Consider the following 19,868-nt stretch of genomic DNA (forward strand, 5'->3'; position numbering starts at 1 on the left):
TTGCGGGTTCTGGTAATCAAGACCTCATCCCTGGGCGACGTGATCCATGCCTTGCCGGCGCTCACCGACGCGGCGCGGGCGATTCCCGGCATTCGGTTCGATTGGGTGGTGGAAGAAGGCTTTGCCGAAATCCCCACTTGGCACCCGGCGGTGGACAAGGTCATCCCGGTGGCGATTCGCCGCTGGCGCAAGAACCTCTGGCAAACCGTCAAGAGCGGCGAATGGCGGCGCTTCAAGCAGGCGGTGCAGTCGACCAAATATGATCTGGTGATCGACGCCCAGGGCTTGCTCAAAAGCGCCTGGCTGACCCGCTATGTGCGGGCGCCCATCGCCGGTTTCGACAAAGATTCTGCGCGAGAACCGCTGGCTGCGCGCTTTTATTCCCGGCGCCTGGCCGTGGCCCGTGGGCAACATGCGGTGGAGCGCTTGCGCCAGTTGTTCGCCGTGGCGCTGGGCTACGACCTGCCTCAACGCCTGGGCGACTACGGCCTGAGCGTCGAAAAACTGCTCGGCCTGCCGCCGAAAAAACCGTTCGTATTGCTGCTGCACGGCACCACCTGGGACACCAAGCACTGGCCCGAAGCCTATTGGCGCGAGCTGGCCGAACGCATGGGCCGCCTGGGCGTGGACGTAAAGCTGCCGTGGGGTAACGCCGCCGAAAAGGCGCGGGCCGAACGCCTGGCCCTGGGCCTGCCCAACGCCGAAGTGTTGCCCAAGCTCAACCTGGCGGGCGTGGCCCGTATATTGGCGAGCGCCCGTGCCTGCGTGGCCGTCGACACCGGCCTCGGCCACTTGGCGGCGGCGCTGGACGTGCCGACCATTTCCCTGTTCGGTCCCACCAACCCAGGCCTCACCGGTGCCTATGGCAAAGGCCAGATCCACTTGGCCAGCGACTGGCCATGTGCGCCTTGCCTGCAAAAACAGTGCACTTATCAACCTACTGCCGACGACCTGCGGCGGTTCGACATCGCGCGCGAGTCGCCCCTGTGCTTCACGCGCTTGAACCCTGAGCGTGTCGCAAGCCGGCTGAGCACGTTGTTACTGGCCGAGGAGCAGCACTGATGCAACTGGCTTTTGTTCTGTACAAGTACTTCCCTTTCGGTGGCCTGCAGCGCGACTTCATGCGCATCGCCCTGGAGTGCCAGCAGCGCGGCCACAAGATTCGGGTGTACACCCTGATCTGGGAAGGTGATATCCCGCCAGGCTTTGAGGTGCTGGTGGCGCCGGTCAAGGCCTTGGTCAACCACCGCCGCAACGAAAAGCTCTACGCCTGGATCCAGGCCGACCTGGCCAAGCGGCCGGTGGACCGTGTGGTGGGGTTCAACAAGATGCCGGGGCTGGACCTGTACTTTGCCGCCGACGGTGTGTTCGAGGACAAGGCCCAGACCCTGCGCAACCCGATGTATCGCTGGTTCGGGCGCTACAAGCACTTTGCCGAATACGAGCGCGCCGTGTTCGATAAGAACGCCAAGACGCAGATCATGGTGTTGTCCGAGCATCAGCAACAGTTGTTCACCCAGTATTACGGTACCCAGGCAGAGCGTTTTCACCTGTTGCCACCGGGTATCGCCCGCGACCGCCGCGCGCCGCCGAACGCCGCCGAGTTCCGCGCCGAGTTCCGCGCTGAATTTCGCTTGGCTGAAGATGATTTGCTGTTGGTGCAAATCGGTTCGGGGTTCAAGACCAAGGGCGTCGACCGCAGCCTCAAGGCGCTGGCCGCACTGCCTTCGCGCCTGAAGAAACGCACCCGGCTATTTGTAATCGGCCAGGACGACCCCAAAGTATTCCAATTGCAGAGCGCGGCGCTGGGCCTGGGCGACCAGGTGCAGTTCTTCAAGGGCCGCAATGATATTCCGCGCTTCCTGCTGGGGGCTGACCTGTTGATTCACCCCGCGTACAACGAGGCGGCCGGCATGGTGCTGGTCGAAGCGGTGGTCGCCGGCCTCCCTGTACTGGTGAGCCAGGTGTGCGGCTATGCGTTCTACATCGACAAGGCCCAGAGCGGCCGGGTGTTGGACGAGCCGTTCGAGCAAACCCAGCTCAACCAGTATCTGGTCGATATGCTCGACGACCCACAAGCGCGTGCGACCTGGAGTCGCAATGGTCTGGCCTTCGCAGAGACGGCCGACCTCTTTAGCATGCCGCAGTACGCTGCGGACCTGATTCTGGCGGAGCCAAACCGATGAAGTTGATTCTAGCCGAACCCTTCAAGACCCTCTGGAACGGGCGCGATGCGTTCGCCGAGGTCGAGAAGCTGGAAGGCCAGGTGTTCCGCGAACTGGCCGCTCGCCGTACGTTGCGTACGGTGGTCGAGGGCCAGCCTTATTTTGTGAAGATCCACCGTGGGATTGGCTGGGGCGAAATCCTCAAGAACCTGGTCACCGCCAAATTGCCGGTATTGGGCGCGGGCCAGGAGTGGGTGGCGATCCAGCGTTTGCAGGCGCTTGGTGTCCCTACCATGACCGCCGTGGCATTCGGTGAAAAAGGCAGCAACCCGGCCGACCAGCACTCGTTCATCATCACCCAGGAACTGACCCCCATCATCAGCCTGGAAGACCTGACCCTGGACTGGGTCAAGCAACCGCCCGTGCCGGCCATCAAGCATGCCTTGACCCTTGAGCTGGCGCGTACCGTCGGCGCGATGCACCGCGGCGGCGTCAACCACCGTGACTGCTACCTGTGCCATTTTCTGCTGCACACCGACCGGCCCATCAGCGTCGATAACCTCAAGCTGTCGGTGATCGACCTGCACCGCGCCCAGGTGCGTGCAACGATCCCCGTGCGCTGGCGCAACAAAGACTTGGCCGGCCTGTATTACTCCGCGTTGGAGATCGGCTTGACCCAGCGCGACAAGCTGCGTTTTCTCAAGGAGTACTTCCAGCAGCCGCTGCGCCAGATCCTGGCGGAGCAAACCGCGCTGCTGTCTGCGCTGGAACGCATGGCAGCAAAGCTGTATGCGCGTAAACAACGATACGGGGATGCGATCTGATGGCGGGTTGGAACCTGGAACCTGCCTACGCCGCCCTGGCGGATGACTTTGGAAGCCTGGACGCGGTGTTCGCCCTGCAAGGCGAGCGGCTGACCCGCGACCCGTTGTCGGAAGTGATCCGGGTGGAGCGTGGCGGGGTCAATTATTACGTCAAGCGCTACGTAGGCGCCGGCAAGGGCCTGCGTCGTTACCTGGGCCGGCCACGGGTGAAATCCGAATGGCAGAACCTCAAGCGCTTCGCCAAGTGGGGCATCCCCACCGCCGACGTGGTGGCCTGGGGCCTGGACCGCAAGGGCCTGGCCTATAACCGTGGCGCCATGATCACCCGCGAACTGCCCAAGACCGAAGATCTGTCGGTGCTGGCCGAGCGTCACGATGAGCGCCTCAAAGACCCCCGGTGGGTCGATGGCATCAGCCGCCAGCTCGCCGAATACACGCGCACCATGCACGATCACCGCTTCACCCATAACGACTTGAAGTGGCGCAATCTGCTGGTGGACGACCAACGTACCCTGTACCTGATCGACTGCCCCAACGGTGATTTCTGGCGCGGTTTCTGGCTCAAGTACCGCATTACCAAAGACCTGGCCTGCCTGGACAAAGTCGCCAAGTATCACTTGTCGGCCACCCAGCGCCTGCGCTTCTACCTGCAATATCGTCAGCGCGCGCACCTGACCGCGTCGGACAAACAGCGAATTCGCCATGTGGTGAAGTTTTTCGAGGGACGCGAATGAGTGACTTCCTGGCGGCCGAAGACCGCGCTCTGCTTGAGCGCAACGGCCTGGCGACCTTCGACGCGCTGTGGGCCAAGCAACTGGATGCAGTGGACGAGCCGAACACCAGCGGCGACGGTTGGAGCAGCGTGTATCGCCTGGAGCTTGAGGGGCAGGGTTACTACCTCAAGCGCCAGAGCAACTACCTCACGCGCACCTTGCACCGCCCGTTTGGCGAGCCGAGTTTTGCCCGCGAGTTTCGTAACATCAGCCTGTATCGAAAGCTCGGCATACCGGCCCTGCAAGCGGCGTTCTTCGGTGAGCGCAAGGTCAAGGGCGAGCGCCGGGCGATGCTGCTCACCCGTGCGCTGGATGGCTGGAATGACCTGGACTCGTTGCTGGAGCAGTGGTCGCAATTGAGCGCAGCCCAGCACAGTGCGATCCTGTTGGCGTGCGGCAAGCTGGCGCGTCATCTGCACAGCGTCGGGCAGGTGCATGGCTGTTTTTACCCCAAGCACATCTTCCTGCAGCCTGCCGGTGAGGGGTATGCCGCGCAGTTGATCGACCTGGAGAAAACCCGCCCGCTGCTGTTTGGCTGGCGTGACCGGGTCAAGGACCTGGAACCGCTGCTGCGCCGCGCGCCGCAATGGTCGGATACGCAGGTGCGCCAACTGCTGGCGGCGTACCTTGAGCAGCCCGAGGACAGTGCCTTGGTCGCCACTTGGCACCAGCGCCTGACCGCACGCCGCAGCCACAAGGAGAACCGCTGATGCGCTTATCCGAGCTGAAAACGGCTGGGCGTACCCCCAGCCTGCCGCTGACCCTCGACCTGGCGGATGCCGCCGGCCCTGGGCAATTGCAATTGCTGAGCCTGCTGCGGGTGTTGCCGGGGCAGCGCTACGTGGGCGCCGCCGTGTGGCGTGGACGCCCGGTGCTGGCCAAATTGTTGGTGGGCAGCAAGGCGGCGCGGCATTTTCAGCGTGAGCTCACAGGGGTACGCCTGTTGGCTGAGCAGGGCCTGACCACGCCGTTGCTGCTGGCCGATGGCTTGCAGGACGGCGAGGGTGGCTGGCTGCTGTTTGAATTTATCGAGGGGGCCCAAAGCCTGTCCGACGCTTGGCTCGCCGTCGAAAACCTGCCGCCGTTGGCGGACGAACAAACCGCCGTGCTCGCCGAAGCGCTGGGCGCGATTGCCCAGATGCATGCCAAGGGCCTGTGGCAGGAAGACCTGCACCTGGACAACCTGCTGCGCAAAGACGGCAAGCTGTATTTGATCGATGGCGCCGGCATTCGTGTCGAAGAGGTGGGCAAGCCGCTGTCACGCAATCGAGTACTGGAAAACCTCGGGGTGTTCTTCGCCCAACTGCCCAAGAACCTTGAGCCGTTTACCGAAGAATTGCTGGTGTATTACCTGCTCGCCAACGGCGAACACGCCTTGCCAATGCAAGCCCTGGAAAAGCAGGTGCGTAAAGTCAGTGCCTGGCGCTTGAGAGACTACCTGGACAAGACCGGCCGCGAATGCACGCTGTTCAGTGTGGTGCGCGGCGCTTTTGGCCTGCGTGCGATCCGCCGCGAAGAAGAAGCCGCCATGGTGCCGGTGCTGGAGCAGGCCGATGCGTTGCTCGACCAGGGGCACCTGTACAAGACCGGTGGCGCGGCGAGCGTGGCCAAGGTCGACGTGGCCGGCCGGCCGCTGGTGATCAAGCGTTACAACATCAAGGGCTTTGCCCATTGGCTCAAGCGCTTCTGGCGCCCAAGCCGCGCCTGGCACTCCTGGCGCGAAGGCAACCGCCTGGCCTTCCTGGGTTTTGCCACACCCAAGCCGCTGGCGGTGCTGGAGAAACGGTTCCTGTGGTTGCGCAGCCGTGCCTACCTGGTCACCGAGTACCTGCCGGGGCCGGACATCATCGAGCGCTTTGCTCCGTATGTGGAAAGCGGCGATGCGCCCGAGAGCGAATTGCAGGCGCTGGACCAGTTGTTCGCCGAGTTGATCCGCGAGCGCATCAGCCATGGGGATTTCAAGGGCCATAACCTGTTCTGGAATGACGGGCGTTGGGCGATGATTGACCTGGATGCCATGTGCCAGCACGCCTCGCTGTCCAGCTTCGCCCCTGCGTATGCCAAAGACCGTGCGCGATTTATGCGTAACTGGCCGCAGGGCAGTGCGCTGTACCAGGTGATTGACCAGCGCTTGCCCAAAGAGGCGGGTGTCGGCAGTTAAACCTATCGCGGGCAAGCCCGCTCCCACACTTGATCTGTGAACGCAGTCAAAATGTGGGAGCGGGCTTGCCCGCGATGGCGCCCGTCCAGGCGCTGCATTCAGAACTGATACTGCGCCCCGGCCCCCGCATACCACGAGCGCCCCGGTGCCGCTTCGTAATAGCGGCCATTGCCATCCCCCACGATCACCGACCCTACGTACTGACGGTCCAGCAGGTTATCCAGGCGCAAGGTCTGGTGAAAGGTCCAGTGCTCGACCTTCTGCTCAAACCGCGCGCGCCAGTTGAAGACGCTGTAGGCCGGTGCGGCGTGTTGCTGGTTGGTGTCTTCTACGTAGACCTTGCTGCGGTACAGGCCTTCGATGGCGGTGCTGACCCAGTCCCGTGGTTTCCAGTTCAGTTCTGTGAACAGGGTGGTTTGTGGCACGCCGGGGAGGTAGTTGCCTTTGTCGATGGTTTTCCCGTTATTGACGAAGTCGCTGTCGTATTGAGCTTGCAGGCGGGTATAGGCGAGGCTGGTGCTCCAGTGGTCGCTGAGTTGGCTTTCCAGGCCCAGTTCGAAGCCGCGGCGCAGGGTGCGGCCGGCGTTTTGGTAGGTAGAGCGCCCGCCGTCTGATCGCGCTATCACTAACTCATTGTCCGTGGTGATCTGGAATAGAGCAGCATTAAGGCGCGTGTCCTGGCCGATGCGCGCCTTCACGCCAACCTCATACTGCTTGCTGACAGACGGCTTGAGGTTGAAGTTAAAGCCGTTCGAAGTGTTTGAGTAAGCTGACTCAGCTTGAGTCGGCGTTTCAAAGCCTTTGCCTGCGCTTACATAAGCGTGCAGGTCGGGAGTAAAGGCGTACATGGCGCTGATCGACGGAGTGTTCTTCTGGTAAGTCTTGTTGCCGCTGTCGTTGCCATCGCTGATGAAGTGGTCATCCACGTCCATCTTCATAGTGCTGTGACGCAAACCGGCTTGCAGAGTCCAGTCGCCCAGCAACCAATTGGCCTGTACGAAAGGGTCGAGGCTGGTGGCGGTGTCGATTTCATCACGGCCCAGGACACCTTTGACGCCGTGTATGCCGTTGACGGTATTTGAGTAACCCTGGCGATCATCCTGGCTGCGGTCGTAGTCGAGACCGGTGATCAAGGTCAGATCGCCGGGTGCACTGGTAATGGGTTGCAGCCAATGGACGGATCCACCATAGAACGTTCGGTCGAAGTCCACTACGCCGCCACGTTTGTCCGAGGCGCTGCCGCCTGGTATCGACAGGTACTGAATCACACTACGGCGCCCGGTATAGGCATTGACCTGCAAGGTCGCGCCACCGAAGTACCGCTCGTAATTCATCCCCAATTGCTGATGATCGATACTTTTGCGCGTGTTGTAGTTCAGCGCATTGGCGCTCACCGAACGCGGGTCGGCCTTGTACGCCGCCCAGGTCTGCCCCAGTGGATCTTGCGTACCGTTCTGCTCCAGGCTGCTGTAGATCAATGCCAGCTTGCTGTCGTCATCGGGCTCGACATTGAGCTTGGCGAAGGTCTGGTCGCGGCGCGCGCTGCTGTGATCGCGGTAGCCGTTGGTGTCCATGCGCGAGGCGTCGAGCACAAACCCGGCGCCATTCGCCGCGCCCTCGGCGCTGAGGTGGTTCTTGTTCAGCCCGTCGCTGCCCACCAGGGTTTCGGCGCCGATGCGCGGCGGGCCTTCGCCGTCGCGGGAGAACATTTGGATAACACCGCCGGCGTTACTGCCATACAGCGTCGCCGCCGGGCCGCGCAACACTTCGATACGCTCGGCGGTGTCGAGGTTGAAGGTGGCGGCCTGGCCCTGACCGTCCGGGGTACTGGCGGGGATGCCATCGGCGACCAGCTTGATGCCGCGCACGCCGAATGCCGAACGGGCGCCGAAGCCGCGGGAAGAAATTTGCAGGTCCTGCGCATAGTTCTGGCGGTTCTGCACCACCAGGCCGGGCACGCGGGACAGGGCTTCGGAGGCGTTAATGCCCAGCTGGCCGTCACTGATCTGCTCGCGGCTGATGCCATCCACGGAGTAGGGCAAATCGAACGTTGGGCTGGCGCTGCGCGAACCGCTGACGACGGTGGGGGCGAGGGTCAGTGGCGAATCATCGCCCTGCACGGTGCTGCTCAAGGCCAGCAGGCCAGGCAGCAAGAGGGAAAAACGAGCGTGCATTTTTTTCATAAGGCAGCCAGAGTCTTGGGCACGCATAGCGAAGGCGCGCAAAAAGTGCGCAAGTTTAAACAGTCAGGCAGGTTTTACCATTTCGGATTTTTCCTACGCAATGCAGCGGCGTCTCTGGGGTGAATGAGCCAATCTCTCGGTGCTAGCGTGGCTGACCGTTTGCGAGGCTAGGATATGACAAGAAAAATAATGGCTGCACTGGGTGTAAGTGTCGCTGCGCTGTTATTAAGCGGCTGTGGAACTGTTAATGGCGTCATGCGTAAAGAGGGCGACACGGCGCGTGAGCTCAGGCTCGCAAAAACCTATTGCCAATCCATTCCCCGCGCTTACAGCGGCGTGGCCTTTGATTTCTGCATGCTGCACGCGGCCCCGGACCCCACCGGGTTCCTCATACCCTTCGTGCTCGTAGATGTTGCGGTGTCCGCGGTTGCCGATACGGTGGTTTTGCCCTATACGATTTATCGACAATCGGCCGACGGTAATATCAGCATCTATTGGCGTCCGGGCCGTTCATAAGCCTATGGGTATAAAAGCACCTGCCCAGCTCATCTACTGGGGGAAAGGAGTTGTCCGTGAGTCGTGGTTTCAGAATTCTGCTGGTTTCAACCTTGTTATTGGCCTCCGGCTGCGGAACGATCAATACCGTCTTTCGTCCGGATGCCGTGGCCAGCCAGAACCTCAAGGAGTCACGCAGCCACTGCGAAAACGTGCCGCGTATCTACAGTGGGGTGATTTACGGCTTTTGTACCCTCAATGGCGAGCCTGCACCGGACAAAAGCCTGAAGGACCAAAGCCTGCTGGATCGCCAAGGCAATGCCTTCCCGATCATCGCAATTGAATTTGTCGCCTCTGGTGTCATGGACACCCTGATGCTGCCTTATACGATCTACCGCCAGAACAAGGACGGCAGCATCGAGATCTTCCGCTAGCCCCTCTCGGCGCTTGCCGCTAACAGCTTCCCACTGCTTTTAAGCTATAATCCCGCCCTTTAGCTGTTTCCCGCCCGGGCGGGAAGCACACTTTTTTCAGGCGCGATGCGCCTGCATGCAGACTAAAAGAGGCTAGACCCCAGTGGCATTGACGATTCTTGGCCTGTCCGGCGCCCTTAGCCATGATCCTTCCGCAGCCCTGTATATCGACGGCAAGCTGATTGCGGCCGCCGAAGAAGAGCGCTTCGTACGCGACAAACATGCAAAGAACCGCATGCCCTACGAGTCGGCGAAGTTCTGCCTGGAACAGGCCGGCATCAAGCCTTCGGACGTTGATGTGGTGGCGATCCCGTTTGCCCCGATCAGCCTGTTCGGCGAGGCGCGCTGGCACTATGCCAAGCGCTACTGGTACGCCCCGGACCGCGCCCTCGACGCGATCCTGATGGGCAACCGTCGCTACAAGCGCTATCGCAACAAGATCGTCTGGTGCCTGGAGCAACTGGGCTTCGATCCGAAGAAAATCAAGATCGAACCGGTTGAACACCACCTGGCTCACGCCTCCAGCGCCTACCACTGCTCGGGCTTCCAGGAAAAAACCGCGATCCTGGGCATCGATGGCAAGGGCGAGTACGCCACCACCTTCTTCGGCTACGGCGAAAACGGCAAGATCCACAAGATCAAGGAATTCTACGATCCGGACTCCCTCGGCGGCCTGTACGGCGCAATCACCGAGTTCCTCGGTTTCGAGATGCTCGACGGTGAGTTCAAGGTCATGGGCATGGCGCCGTACGGCGATGCCAGCAAATACGACTTCTCGCGCCTGGCCTCCTTTGAGAACGGCGAGTTGGTGATCAACACCGACTACGCCAACGTCATCGGCCTGCGCCGCTACAAAGAGAAGGGCAAGGGTTTCTACTTCTCGCCAAAACTGATCGAGTGGCTGGGGCCGAAACGCGAAGGCGACATCGCCGACGAGCCGTACATCCACTACGCGGCCAGCATGCAGGCGCTGTTCGAAAAACTGGCCTTGCAGATGATCGACCACTACCTGGGCGACATCCTCAAGGACACCGGCAAGCTGGCCTTCGCCGGCGGCTGTGCGCTGAACGTCAAGCTGAACCAGAAAATCATTGCCCGTGACGACGTAAAAGAGCTGTTCGTGCAACCGGCCTCCGGCGATGCCGGTACCGCTGTCGGTGCGGCTGCCTATGTGTCCCATGCCCGTGGCGTACCGGTCGAGAAGATGGAACACGTCTACCTCGGCCCGTCCTACAGCAACGAAGACGTGATTGCCGCGTGCGCCAAGCACGAGAGCAAGCCGAACTGGCGCAAGATCGAAAACATGCCTAAGCGCATTGCCAAGATCATGGTCGACGGCAACCCGGTGGCCTGGTTCCAGGGCCGCATGGAGTTTGGCCCGCGTGCGTTGGGCGGACGTTCGATCATTGGTTGCCCAAGTGCGACCGGCGTTGCAGATCGCATCAACCACCAGATCAAGTTCCGCGAGCGCTGGAGGCCTTTCTGCCCGTCGATGCTCGACACCGTGGCCCCACAGATGATCAAGGTCGATCACCCGGCGCCGTTCATGACCTTCACCTTTGAAGTCGCCGAAGAATGGAAGACTCGCGTACCGGAAGTGGTGCACGAAGACGGTACTTCCCGGGCCCAGGTGCTCAAGCGCGAATACAACCCGCGCTACTACGACATGATGAAAGAGCTGGAAGTGCTGACCGGCAACGGCGTGTCCCTGAACACCTCGCTCAACCGTCGTGGCGAAGCGATGATCTGCTCGCCGACCGACGCGCTGAACATGTTCTTCGGCTCGGACCTGCAGTACCTGATCATGGAAGACATCCTCGTGGTCAAGGACGGCGTAGACCCTTATGACGCCGTGGTTTAAATGCTGAACCGCTTCCAGGGCTGGCGTGAACGTGGCTGGGCGCCTGTCGAGGCCGAGGTTTACGCCCAGGCCTGGCAGCGTTACGGCGGCAGCGTGGCGACCCATCCCCAGGTGATCGAACGCTTGGCCGGCCTGGCGCAGATACCCGTGCGCTACCTGGGCTGGGAACAAGGTGGTGAACTCAAGGGGGCAATCGCCACCTGGGGACGCGACCTGGCGCTGTCCAAGGACGTGCTCAAGCGCAGCGGCAAGAAAGGCCTGTTTGACCTGGGCAACGCCGAGATCATCCTGCCGATTGCCGCCGATGCGCAGGTGCCGTTGCGGCATCGTGCGCGCTACCTCTCGGCGCTGAACGAGGGGCGCGTGAGCACCCTCAAGCCCCAGGCCGAGCAGTTGGCCATGGCGCGTACGCCTGAAGACCTGTCGAAGAAGTTTCGCTACAACCAGCGGCGTGAACTGCGCCTGTTGGAAGAGGCGGGCGGCGTGGTACGGGCGGTCAGTGAGTTCTCGAGCGTAGAGCTGGCGGCGATTTATTGCGATTTGTTCCAGCGCCGTTGGGGCTTCCCGGCGGCGGGCGCGGCGCGCCTGGCCGAGGTGCTGGAGTTGCTCAAGGAGTTTTTGTTCGGCTCGGTGCTGTTTCTGAACGACGCGCCGATTGCGGTGCAATTGGTGTATCAGGTGCAGTCCAACGAGTGGTTCAGCGCCGAGTATGTCAACGGCGGCGTCGACCCTGAAACCCGCGCCTTCAGCCCCGGCAGCGTGCTGAGTTTTCTCAATACCCAAAGTGCCTGGGAACAGGCGCGGGCGGCGAACAAGTCGCTGCGCTTCTCCTTCGGGCGTTCCGACCGTGAATACAAGGAGCGCTGGTGCAACCCGGTGCCGGTGTTCAGTGTATGAGCCGTAAACAGCAACTGCTCAAGCGTCATCGGCGTAACAAGCGTATTGCGCTGCTGATCGGCGTGCTGGTGCTGGTCGCCACCGGCGTACTGGTTGCCTGGTGGTTGCCGCTGATCCTTGCGGTGCTGCTGTGGGCCGCCCATGAAGCCTGGTTTGCCGATCACCTGTTTTACTCGCCCAAAGACAGCTATGAGTATGCCTTTCCGGCCGGCAGCGAACAGCCCGGCTTGCGCCTGGAGGCGGGCCGGCTGCTGCTGGATGCGCCGTTGGCGGCGGATGAAACCCTGATCGTCGGCGTTGAGTTGAAAAGTACCTGGCTGGGGCGTTTCTTCGACCCTGCGGTGGACCTTTTGGGCCTGGCCAGCCCGGACCGGCAAGCCTTCGAACGCGGCGTCGCCGGGCGGCGTTATCTGAACCTGACCGGCGCCGCCGAAGCCTTGGCGGCGGGCAACCTCCAGTTGCGCGGGCGTTTTTGCCGGATCAAGGGGCAGCCGACGCTGTGGCGCTTTCGCCAGCCGGACTATCGCCAGCAACGTGTGATGGTGATCGCGCCCCATGCCGACGATGCCGAACTGGCTGCGTTCAGCCTTTACAGCCAGGCGACTGAAAGCTGGATCGTCACGCTGACGGCTGGTGAAATCGAAGCCGAGCATTATCAGCACATGGGCCTGCCCAAGGCTGAAGCTGCGCGCCTCAAGGGCCGTTTGCGGGCCTGGGACAGCGTCGCGGTGCCGCGCTGGGCGGGCGTACCCGAGGCGCAGTGCGTGCAGTTGGGCTACTTCTGCATGCAGTTGCAAGCCATGCAAGCCGCGCCGGATCAGCCGCAAGCCTCTCGCGAGGCGGATTTGGCCGATACGCGGCTGTTTCGCCAGTTCAATGGTTTTGCCCTGCCTGGCGATGCTGATGGCGCGCCGACCTGGCATAACCTGATCGCCGACCTGCGGGCGCTGCTGCTCAAGGCGCGGCCCCAGGTCATCGTGTTGCCCACGCCGTTGCTGGACCCCCACGCCGACCATATCTGCGCCCATGCGGCAGTGTTGGAAGCCTTGCAGGGCCTGGCGTGGCAGCCCGACACATTGCTCGGCTACGCCAATCACCTGCATGATAACGACCGTTGGCCCATGGGCGATTCCGGCGCTGGCGTGGCGTTGCCGCCGCGTTTCGATAGTGCTGTGGAGCTGGTGCCGTGCAGTTTCGCCCTCGCCTTGAGCCAGCAGCAGGACAAGGCCATGGCCCTGGGCATGATGCACGACCTGCAGCCGTCAGCGCCGTTCAAGCGTCGAGTGCGTAGGTGGTTGCAGCAACTGCTGGCGGGCCGTAGGCCGTCGCCCTATGGCGAGAACGAATTCTTTCGCAAGGCCGTGCGCCGTCACGAGCTGTTGTGGGTCCTGAAGCAGGACTGAGAGCCGATTGAAGGCAGGCCGGTATGCGCCTGTCGCCCTTTTTACCGGGCTGCGTGCCCGTAGCCAGATCGCTGCATGGAGAGTTATGAAGCCTCGTTTCAAGGTTTTGCAGTTACAGCCGGACTACAACGTCAAGACCCATGACTTCGCCGACTTGGGTGAGCAAATCGTCAAATCCCTGCCGGCTGAGCGCTTTGAGGTGACCTCCGGATTTCTCAGCGGGCGCCCGCTGCCTGGCCAGCCCCTGAGCGTGGCCGAACACTCCCACTATTTCGAGCTGCCAGAGAAGTCCCTCAAGGGCATTCGCTTTGGCGCCATGTGGCAGATCTACAAATACTGCCGCGAGCAGAAGTTCGACGTGGTCATCTGTAACCGCTTCAAGTCGGTGAACATGATGTTGTCGCTCAACCGCTGGTTGAAGATCCCGCTGTGCATCGGCATCTCCCACGGCTTTGGCGAGTACGCCCGTGGTTACCGTCGGCGTCAGACCCAACGCTGGGTCAGCCCGGCGTGGCGCTTTGTCGGTGTGTCCGAAGCGGTCAAGGACTACCTGGTAGACCTCAACTGCGGGTTCACCCGTGAGAACACCACCTACGTCACCAACGCTATCGACATTCCCCAGGCAGAGGCTTTGCAGTTGTCCCGTGAGGACGCGCGCAAGGCCCTGGGCCTGCCCATGGATGCGCGGATGGTCGGCGCCCTGGGGCGCCTGGTACCGATCAAAGGTCATACCCATCTGCTGCAAGCCTTCGCCACGCTCAAGGACAAATACCCTGAGGCGCAGGTTGGGATTATTGGTTCTGGCCGTGCCGAAGCCGACCTGCGTGCCGACATCGAGCGCCTGGGCCTGACCGGCCGTGCGCACTTGCTGGGCTTTCGCGAAGACGGCATGAAGTACGTGCGCGGCTTCGATATCTGGACCATGCCGTCGCTGTTCGAAGGCCTGGGCCTGGCCTTGCTGGAAGGCATGAGCGGCCATCTGCCAGTGATTGCCTCCAACGGCCCGGCGATGCTGCCGCTGGTGCAGGGCGCGGGCGGCTTGTCCCACGACCCGGGCAACGTCGAACAACTGGCTGCGGCCCTGGACACTTACCTGGCGTTGAGCGATGAACAATTACGTGCCAAGGGTGAAGAGGTGTTCCGCTATCTGGAGGCCAACCACACCCTCGACGAGTTCAAGCACAAGTACCTGACCCTGATTGAAACCGGTTTGCGTGAAGTAGGTAGAGCATGAATCAGCCACAACCCCTGGTCTCGGTGATCATCGCCTCCTACAACCATGGCCAGTACATCGAACAGAGCATCCTCAGCGTGTTGGGGCAGACCTACCCCAATATCGAGCTGTTGGTGGTCGACGACGGCTCCAAGGATGACAGCGTCGAACGCATCCGGCGTTTGCAGGCCGAGCACGGCTTTGATTTCCAGGTGCAGCAGAACCAAGGGCTCAGCGCCACCTTGAACGGTGCGATTGCTCGCGCCAAGGGCAGCCTGATCGCACCGTTCGGCTCGGATGACATCATGTTGCCGGACCGTATCGCCACCCAGGTGGCGTATATGGACGGCAAGCCGACGGTGGGCATGTGTGCCGGCAATATCGAGCTGATCGACGGTGACGGCAACCTGCACCCGGAGAAGAAGCAGCGTCGCGATGTGCCGTTTCGCCGTCTGGATTTCGACGACCTGTTCCTGGACCGCAAGCCGTTTCCACCGGCGCCGACCATGCTGATACGTCGCGAAGTGCTGGAGGAGGTCGGTGGTTTCGACCCACAGATTCCCCTGGAAGACTTGCTGATCCAACTGAAGATCACGGCGGCGGGCTATACCATCGACGCCCTTGACGTGGTGATGGCCAAGTATCGCCAGCACGCTAACAACACGTACAAGAACCACCGCTACATGATCCAGAACATCCTCAAGACCTACGCGAAGTTCAGCGAGCACCCGGCCTATGACGCGGTTCGCTACAACTTCCTGAACTCGATGTTCCTCAAGACCGCCGACCGCGACCGCCCGTTGGCGCGGGAGATTCTCAAGCAGATCCCTTTGAAGTTCTGGGGGCGCAAGACCTTGCGGGGGCTGGTGCGGTTGTATCTGGCACCGCTCAAAAACTGAACCGCCACCGCACCCTGTAGGAGCGAGCTTGCTCGCGAAGAACGTCAACGATAACGCGTGCTTCCTGAATAAACGCGGTGCCGGTGAGTTTTTCGCGAGCAAGCTCGCTCCTACAGAGGGTGTTTACAGGCTCTGGACCTGCTCGCGGATTTTCGCCGTGGCGGCGGGGCTTGCCACCGAGGCGTAACCCTTGACCAGTTGTTCGAAGTGCGTTTCGAACAGCCAGTTGCGGTCCTGGGGATAACGCTGCATGTGGCGCAGGTTACGTTGGCGCAACGCGTAACGCAGTGAAGACGGGTAGATACGCAGGTCGGCCACGTCGATCAGGGCGAATTCACCATCGTCCATCAACAACACGTTACCCAGGTGCAGCGAGCGGAAGTACACGCCGCGCTCGTGCAGTTGCGCCATGAACCGTCCAAAGCGCTCAACCAGTGATTCACGCAGGCTGCTGTCCAGGCTTTGCAACGCTTGGCGTAGCGTCAGGCCGGGCAATGGCGTGTAGCGCACTGCGCTGCTGGCGTCGCCCAGGCGGTAGAGCCCGAGGATGTGCGGCGTAGGAATGCCCAAGGTGCGCAGTTGCTCGCTGTTGCTGGCAAAGCGCTCGGAGTACGGGTTGAAGCTGCCGGAGGTGTACCAGCGGCGTGGGCGGAACAGCTTGAGGAAACTGCCGTCCTCCAGGCGCAGGACTTTGGGCCCCAGGCCATCGGCCTCAATCACGTGGGCGTTGCTGCACAGCTGTTCAAACGCGGCGGGCTTGAGGTTCTGCACCTTCATGCGCAGCAGGCTGCGGTGGCGCTGGGCGAGGCTCAGGCCGGTGATGATTGCCAGGGGGATCCACAGCAGGAACCAATGCTCCTTGGGCCGCGACAGGATGCCGCCGCCTTCGGTCAGGCCCGCACCGATGCCATAGGCCAGCAGAGACGATGCCAGGATGAACAGCGGCTGGGCGCGTTCCTTCAGGCCTTTGTACAGGCCCCATCCGAGCATGAAAATCCACGGGATAAAGCCGATGATACCGACATAATAAAGTACGCCGAGGGCGAAGCTGTGGGGTTCGCGCAGTTGGTAGTCATTGGCCACCATTAGGTAGAGCTCGGAATCGTAGCTATGCCCGATCCAAGGGTGCTCGGCAATAAGCTGCAATGTCATGGTCCACAGCTGAAAGCGGAACGAGCTGCCGCGTCCAGTGATCAGTTCGGGGAAGAACAGCAGGAGTCCGGCGGCACCCAGGATCATGCCGGTGATAAGCAGTGCCGCGCGGCGGTTGCGGCTGACAAAGCTCATCCAAAGTATGGCCAGCGTCAGCGCCACCAGCGGCGTGCGTGAGCCGGTTGCCAGCACCGCAGCGGTCATGATTGCCAGGGCCGGTACGCTGAACCACAGCACGTTGAGACGCTGGGTAGTCATGCAGACATACAGCCAGTACACCGTGAAAAAACCGAACAGGTGCGAGCTGAGCAGCGGGTTGTCGAGGGCGCCCAGCCCGCCGATCATGCGCATGCCAGGTTGATAGCCCTTGGCGAACGCCACCAGGTTACCCAGGCTCACCACCAGCGCAATCACCGCAGCGCTGAAGAAGATCGGCTTGAACAATTCGTTGCGGTAATGCAGCAGCAATCCGCAGCCACCAAACAGCATGAAGGTATTCAACGGCCGCTTGAACAGGTCGGTATCGGAACTGGGTTCAGGGCTCCAGAGCAGGCTGGTCAACGCCCAGGCGGAGAACGCCAGAAATGCGATCGCCAGGGGCTCGCGCAGCAGGTCCTTGAACTCCCGAGGGCGCATGCACAACAGAAACAAGGTCGGTACGCTGAACAGGATGTAGACAATGCGGTGCAGTACATTGCGATTGCCGACAAAGAACAGTGCACTCAGGAGCAGCAGCAAGCCAACAGGCAAAATCCATAGGACCAGGAAGTCGAAAACGCGATTTGAGCCATAGGTAAGGCGCTTGGAGTGCATACAGTAAAGCCATTCCAGAAAGAGAAAGCCGACCATCTTAAGCTAGTGGCTAAGTAATGTCGCCGGTAGGATCCAACCGGGCCGCGGCTTACGCCGGGTGCAAGTACAACAGAGAAGCTGTGCTAAAGTCAGCCTCCTTTTTCAAAACGCCGCGTGATATGACCGACTCCAGTCCGAGCGCAAGCCCTTCGAGCTTGAAAATATACTTCCGCCTGCTCAGTTACGTTAAGCCCTATATGGGCTTGTTCGCGTTGAGTATCCTTGGATTTCTGATTTTCGCGTCGACCCAACCGATGCTGGGTTACATCCTCAAGTACTTTGTCGATGGTCTCTCCAATCCGGAAGCTGTGCTGTTCCCGACCGTGCCCTTTTTGCGCGACCTGCAATTGCTGCAGGCGGTGCCGCTGCTGATCATCCTGATCGCGGCCTGGCAAGGCCTGGGCTCTTTCCTGGGCAACTACCTGTTGGCCAAGGTCTCCCTGGGGCTGGTCCACGATTTGCGGGTGCAGTTGTTCAACAACCTACTGACGCTGCCCAACCGCTACTTCGATAACCATAACTCCGGGCATCTGATTTCCCGCATCACCTTCAACGTGACCATGGTCACGGGTGCCGCGACCGATGCCATCAAGGTGGTGATCCGCGAAGGCATGACGGTGATCTTCCTGTTCGCCTCCTTGCTGTTCATGAACTGGCGCCTCACGTTGGTGATGATCGCGATCCTGCCGTTGATTGCCGTGATGGTCAGTACCGCCAGCAAGAAATTTCGCAAGCAGAGCAAGAAGATCCAGGTGGCCATGGGCGACGTGACCCACGTGGCCTCGGAGACCATCCAGGGCTACCGCGTGGTGCGCAGCTTTGGCGGCGAAGTCTATGAACAGAAGCGCTTCTTCAAGGCCAGCCAGAGCAACACCAACAAGCAACTGCGCATGACCCGCACCGGGGCGATCTACACCCCGGCGCTGCAATTGGTGATCTACTCCGCCATGGCCGTGCTGATGTTCCTGGTGCTGTACCTGCGTGGCGACGCCTCGGCGGGCGACATGGTGGCCTACATCACCCTGGCCGGCTTGTTGCCTAAGCCAATTCGTCAACTCTCGGAGGTCAGCTCGACCATCCAGAAAGGTGTGGCGGGCGCCGAAAGCATCTTCGAACAGTTGGACGAAGACGTTGAGGTCGACCACGGCACTCTCGAACGCGACAAAGTCAGCGGTCGCCTGGAAGTGCGTCACCTGAACTTCACCTACCCTGGCACTGATCGCCATGTGCTCAAGGACATCAGCTTTACCGCCGAGCCTGGGCAGATGATTGCGCTGGTGGGGCGTTCGGGCAGTGGCAAGTCGACCCTGGCCAGCCTGATCCCACGTTTCTACCACCATGAAAGCGGTGAAATCCTGCTCGATGGCATCGAGATCGAGGACTACAAGCTGCTCAACCTGCGCAAGCACATTGCCCAGGTTACCCAGCATGTGACGCTATTCAGCGATACCGTGACCAACAACATCGCCTACGGCGACCTGGCCGGTGCGCCTCGTGCCGACGTTGAAGCGGCGGCGGCGGATGCTAATGCCAAGGACTTCATCGATCAGTTGCCCAAGGGCTTTGATACTCAGGTGGGCGAGAACGGTGTGTTGTTGTCCGGCGGCCAGCGTCAGCGCTTGGCGATTGCCCGTGCATTGCTCAAGAATGCGCCGTTGCTGATCCTCGACGAGGCCACCTCGGCCCTCGATACCGAGTCCGAGCGGCATATCCAGGCGGCACTGGATAAGGTCATGCAAGGCCGCACGACCCTGGTGATTGCGCACCGTTTGTCCACCATCGAGAAGGCTGACCTGATCCTGGTGATGGACGACGGGCGGATTGTCGAGCGTGGTACCCACGGCGAGTTGTTGGCGCAGAACGGCTATTACGCCCGCCTGCATGCCATGGGCCTGGATGCACCGGTGCAGGCTGATATCACCTGATCCAACAGGTGTACACAGCGCTGCTGTGGGGAGGGGGCTCTCTACCTGGCACCCCTCGATCAAACTGTGGGAGCTGGCTTGCCTGCGATGACGGCCTGCCAGCCGACCCATATCTACCTGACACCCCACAATCCCACTGTGTGCGGGCTTGCCTGCGATGGCGGCCTCCCAGCCGACACTACTCTACCTGACACCCCGCGATCCAACTGTGGGAGCGGGCTTGCTCGCGAAGGCGGCCTGGCAGGCAACACAGTTGGATGGTGTACATATCCATTCCTGCGGTAACGGCCGCTTAGGGTTCCGCCCTGACGGCGGCTCACTTTTGAAAAGCGCAAAAGTAAGCAAAACGCTCTTGCCCCACCACTCGGCACCTCGCCTAGGCTCGGTGTGCCCGTAATCCGCCAGTGATTTGGGGGGGCGCCTGAGATCAGATCACAAGCAGATCAAGATCAAGAGCGGCTCGCTTCGCATCGTGGAGTGTGTGGTCGGGCGCGGACAACTGTGGGAGCTCGGTGCGTCAGGTGGATAAGTGTTGGCTGGAAGGCCGTCACGGGAGCAAGCTCCCTCGCCACGGGTCAGTTTCGCAAGCCCC

General features: G+C 61.3%; 16 protein-coding genes. 14 read left to right on the forward strand and 2 right to left on the reverse strand.

Going from position 1 to position 19,868, the window contains the following annotated elements; all coding sequences use genetic code 11:
- Genes waaC through N2A98_RS02430 form a run of 6 tightly spaced genes read left to right on the forward strand, consistent with a single transcriptional unit; the run spans position 1 to position 5,923 of the window.
- Positions 1-1,062 carry a lipopolysaccharide heptosyltransferase I gene (gene waaC / locus N2A98_RS02405; RefSeq protein WP_032893895.1) on the forward strand — a complete coding sequence of 354 codons (1,062 nt, stop codon included), beginning with the start codon at positions 1-3 and terminating at the stop codon, positions 1,060-1,062.
- A complete protein-coding gene (locus tag N2A98_RS02410) occupies positions 1,062-2,186 on the forward strand; it encodes a glycosyltransferase family 4 protein (protein WP_275622983.1) in 1,125 nt (374 codons plus the stop codon). Before waaC ends, N2A98_RS02410 begins: the two co-directional genes overlap by 1 nt.
- The gene (gene rfaP / locus N2A98_RS02415; RefSeq protein WP_275622984.1) at positions 2,183-2,989 is read left to right on the forward strand and encodes a lipopolysaccharide core heptose(I) kinase RfaP; all 807 of its coding nucleotides are present in this window, start codon (positions 2,183-2,185) and stop codon (positions 2,987-2,989) included. The genes N2A98_RS02410 and rfaP overlap by 4 nt, the downstream gene beginning before the upstream one ends.
- The gene (locus N2A98_RS02420; protein WP_003187993.1) at positions 2,989-3,723 is read left to right on the forward strand and encodes a lipopolysaccharide kinase InaA family protein; all 735 of its coding nucleotides are present in this window, start codon (positions 2,989-2,991) and stop codon (positions 3,721-3,723) included. Before rfaP ends, N2A98_RS02420 begins: the two co-directional genes overlap by 1 nt.
- The gene (locus tag N2A98_RS02425; protein WP_078802376.1) at positions 3,720-4,472 is read left to right on the forward strand and encodes a lipopolysaccharide kinase InaA family protein; all 753 of its coding nucleotides are present in this window, start codon (positions 3,720-3,722) and stop codon (positions 4,470-4,472) included. Before N2A98_RS02420 ends, N2A98_RS02425 begins: the two co-directional genes overlap by 4 nt.
- Positions 4,472-5,923 (forward strand): lipopolysaccharide kinase InaA family protein, encoded by a 1,452-nt coding sequence (locus N2A98_RS02430; protein ID WP_275622985.1) that lies wholly within the window; start codon positions 4,472-4,474, stop codon positions 5,921-5,923. Before N2A98_RS02425 ends, N2A98_RS02430 begins: the two co-directional genes overlap by 1 nt.
- Positions 5,924-6,021: 98 nt before the next feature.
- Here the strand turns inward: N2A98_RS02430 and N2A98_RS02435 are convergent, their stop codons facing one another.
- On the reverse strand, positions 6,022-8,106 hold the full coding sequence (locus N2A98_RS02435) for a TonB-dependent receptor (RefSeq protein ID WP_047712427.1): 2,085 nt from the start codon (positions 8,104-8,106) through the stop codon (positions 6,022-6,024).
- Positions 8,107-8,295: 189 nt separating this feature from the next.
- Here N2A98_RS02435 and N2A98_RS02440 point away from each other — a divergent pair, with 189 nt between their 5' ends.
- From N2A98_RS02440 to N2A98_RS02470, 7 genes are all read left to right on the forward strand, one after another.
- Complete coding sequence (locus N2A98_RS02440) at positions 8,296-8,622, forward strand: YceK/YidQ family lipoprotein (protein WP_275622986.1); 327 nt, start codon at positions 8,296-8,298, stop codon at positions 8,620-8,622.
- A gap of 56 nt (positions 8,623-8,678) precedes the next feature.
- Positions 8,679-9,035 carry a YceK/YidQ family lipoprotein gene (locus N2A98_RS02445; RefSeq protein WP_044270881.1) on the forward strand — a complete coding sequence of 119 codons (357 nt, stop codon included), beginning with the start codon at positions 8,679-8,681 and terminating at the stop codon, positions 9,033-9,035.
- A 142-nt stretch (positions 9,036-9,177) separates the two neighbouring features.
- Positions 9,178-10,935, forward strand: coding sequence for a carbamoyltransferase (locus N2A98_RS02450; protein ID WP_014716634.1), 1,758 nt, complete (start codon positions 9,178-9,180; stop codon positions 10,933-10,935).
- Entirely contained in the window at positions 10,936-11,832 is an 897-nt protein-coding gene (locus N2A98_RS02455; RefSeq protein ID WP_032893887.1) for a GNAT family N-acetyltransferase, read from the forward strand.
- Positions 11,829-13,235: a PIG-L family deacetylase gene (locus N2A98_RS02460; protein ID WP_078802379.1), complete on the forward strand. Its 1,407-nt coding sequence runs from the start codon at positions 11,829-11,831 to the stop codon at positions 13,233-13,235. Before N2A98_RS02455 ends, N2A98_RS02460 begins: the two co-directional genes overlap by 4 nt.
- Before the next feature lie 85 nt (positions 13,236-13,320).
- Positions 13,321-14,469 carry a glycosyltransferase family 4 protein gene (locus N2A98_RS02465; RefSeq protein ID WP_003188003.1) on the forward strand — a complete coding sequence of 383 codons (1,149 nt, stop codon included), beginning with the start codon at positions 13,321-13,323 and terminating at the stop codon, positions 14,467-14,469.
- Positions 14,466-15,347: a glycosyltransferase gene (locus N2A98_RS02470; RefSeq protein WP_078802380.1), complete on the forward strand. Its 882-nt coding sequence runs from the start codon at positions 14,466-14,468 to the stop codon at positions 15,345-15,347. Before N2A98_RS02465 ends, N2A98_RS02470 begins: the two co-directional genes overlap by 4 nt.
- A 123-nt stretch (positions 15,348-15,470) precedes the next feature.
- On the opposite strand, the gene N2A98_RS02475 is transcribed toward N2A98_RS02470, so the two are convergent.
- On the reverse strand, positions 15,471-17,312 hold the full coding sequence (locus N2A98_RS02475) for an O-antigen ligase family protein (RefSeq protein ID WP_078802381.1): 1,842 nt from the start codon (positions 17,310-17,312) through the stop codon (positions 15,471-15,473).
- A 158-nt stretch (positions 17,313-17,470) separates the two neighbouring features.
- On the opposite strand from N2A98_RS02475, the gene msbA reads away from it, so the two are divergent.
- Positions 17,471-19,276 (forward strand): lipid A export permease/ATP-binding protein MsbA, encoded by a 1,806-nt coding sequence (gene msbA / locus N2A98_RS02480; RefSeq protein ID WP_044270929.1) that lies wholly within the window; start codon positions 17,471-17,473, stop codon positions 19,274-19,276.
- Positions 19,277-19,868: the final 592 nt, after the last annotated feature.

It is taken from the genome of Pseudomonas sp. FJ2-5-13 (assembly GCF_029201605.1).
Taxonomy (GTDB): Bacteria; Pseudomonadota; Gammaproteobacteria; order Pseudomonadales; family Pseudomonadaceae; genus Aquipseudomonas; species Aquipseudomonas lactis.

Excerpts from the sequence above, each read along its gene's own strand:
- N2A98_RS02410 (WP_275622983.1), top strand. The coding sequence starts at position 1,062 with ATGCAACTGGCTTTTGTTCTGTACAAGTACTTCCCTTTCGGTGGCCTG.
- rfaP (WP_275622984.1), top strand. The coding sequence starts at position 2,183 with ATGAAGTTGATTCTAGCCGAACCCTTCAAGACCCTCTGGAACGGGCGC.
- N2A98_RS02420 (WP_003187993.1), top strand. The coding sequence starts at position 2,989 with ATGGCGGGTTGGAACCTGGAACCTGCCTACGCCGCCCTGGCGGATGAC.
- N2A98_RS02425 (WP_078802376.1), top strand. The coding sequence starts at position 3,720 with ATGAGTGACTTCCTGGCGGCCGAAGACCGCGCTCTGCTTGAGCGCAAC.
- N2A98_RS02430 (WP_275622985.1), top strand. The coding sequence starts at position 4,472 with ATGCGCTTATCCGAGCTGAAAACGGCTGGGCGTACCCCCAGCCTGCCG.
- N2A98_RS02435 (WP_047712427.1), bottom strand. The coding sequence starts at position 8,106 with ATGAAAAAAATGCACGCTCGTTTTTCCCTCTTGCTGCCTGGCCTGCTG.
- N2A98_RS02440 (WP_275622986.1), top strand. The coding sequence starts at position 8,296 with ATGGCTGCACTGGGTGTAAGTGTCGCTGCGCTGTTATTAAGCGGCTGT.
- N2A98_RS02455 (WP_032893887.1), top strand. The coding sequence starts at position 10,936 with ATGCTGAACCGCTTCCAGGGCTGGCGTGAACGTGGCTGGGCGCCTGTC.
- N2A98_RS02460 (WP_078802379.1), top strand. The coding sequence starts at position 11,829 with ATGAGCCGTAAACAGCAACTGCTCAAGCGTCATCGGCGTAACAAGCGT.
- N2A98_RS02465 (WP_003188003.1), top strand. The coding sequence starts at position 13,321 with ATGAAGCCTCGTTTCAAGGTTTTGCAGTTACAGCCGGACTACAACGTC.
- N2A98_RS02470 (WP_078802380.1), top strand. The coding sequence starts at position 14,466 with ATGAATCAGCCACAACCCCTGGTCTCGGTGATCATCGCCTCCTACAAC.
- N2A98_RS02475 (WP_078802381.1), bottom strand. The coding sequence starts at position 17,312 with ATGCACTCCAAGCGCCTTACCTATGGCTCAAATCGCGTTTTCGACTTC.
- msbA (WP_044270929.1), top strand. The coding sequence starts at position 17,471 with ATGACCGACTCCAGTCCGAGCGCAAGCCCTTCGAGCTTGAAAATATAC.